The following is a 1080-nucleotide window of genomic DNA, read 5'->3' as shown; positions in this document are numbered from 1 at the left end:
TTCATGGCGAAGGCCGGGTACCTGCCACCGATGAGCTCGTCCATCAGCGGAACGTTCATACCGAAGGTCATGATGGTGCAGTACAGCGCCGACCGGTACTCGAACAGCAGATCCGTGGTGGGCCGCAACAGGTTCAGCGACTTGATCAGATCGTTCTCGCTGGGCTTCAGCACCGAGTTCGAGGTGTCGGCCAACCCGATGAGGTTGGTCAGCAGATCATCCACACGCGCCTGCTCATCGGTAATGGTCTTACCGGTGACCTGCATGTTGTCGGTGACGCGCAACAGATCCCCCACGGTGTCGGCGTAGGTGCCGGTCACCGAGGCGGTCTTGCGCAGATCCTCCTGCAACGTGGGCAGCGAGGGGTTGATCTGCTTGAGGAACTCGTCGCTGTCGGACAGCAGCAGGCCCAGCTTCTCGCCGCGACCCTGCAGGGCGGTGCCCAGCGCGGTCAGCGTGGCGTTCAGCTTCTCCGGCTGCACCTTGTTGAGCACGTCGCTCAAATGCTGGAACAGCGTATTGAATTCGACGGTCACGCCATCGGCCTGCACCACGGCTCCCGCGCGCAGCTGCCCCGACGGGTTCTGCGGCTCGATGAAGTTGATGTACTTCGCGCCGAACACGGTGGTGGAGTTGATGTCCACGGTCGCGTTGGCCGGCACCAGCTTCAGCTTGTCCGGATCCATGGAGAGTTCGATGCGCGCGCCCTCGGGCGTCTGGTCGATCGACTTGACCCGGCCGATCTCGACACCGCGGATCTTCACCTTGGCGTCGCGATCCATGACCAGACCCGCGCGCGGCGAATTGACGGTCACCAGAGCGGTATTCGTGAAACCGCCGGCGAAACTCACCAGGCAGAACACGACTACGGCGACCAGGCCGAGCACCATACCGGCGCCGGCCAGCCGGATCACCCACCCCTGGTCGAGGTGGCGCTTCGGCGCCGGCTTCTGGACGAACGGCGTGCCGATCGGGCTCGCCGTGCCGCCTTGTTGTTGGACCATGTTCGTCCCGCCCCTACCCGGAGAGATGGAAATTGCCGGAGGTGCCGTAGATGGCCAGCGACATCAGCAGCGTCAC

Annotated in this window: 1 protein-coding gene; it reads right to left on the bottom strand. The window is 63.8% G+C overall.

Annotated features, from left to right (window positions below; translation table 11 throughout):
* Nucleotides 1–1004, bottom strand: a 1004-nt coding sequence (locus tag ACIRS4_RS38780) for an MCE family protein (protein ID WP_404205064.1), incomplete at its 3' end; no start/stop codon positions are given.
* Nucleotides 1005–1080: the final 76 nt, after the last annotated feature.

Origin of the sequence: Streptomyces sp. NPDC101166, assembly GCF_044768125.1 — a bacterium.
Lineage (GTDB): Bacteria > Actinomycetota > Actinomycetes > Streptomycetales > Streptomycetaceae > Streptomyces.
Note: the sequence above shows the minus strand (reverse complement) of the source record. Positions and strands in the feature narration are given on the sequence as shown.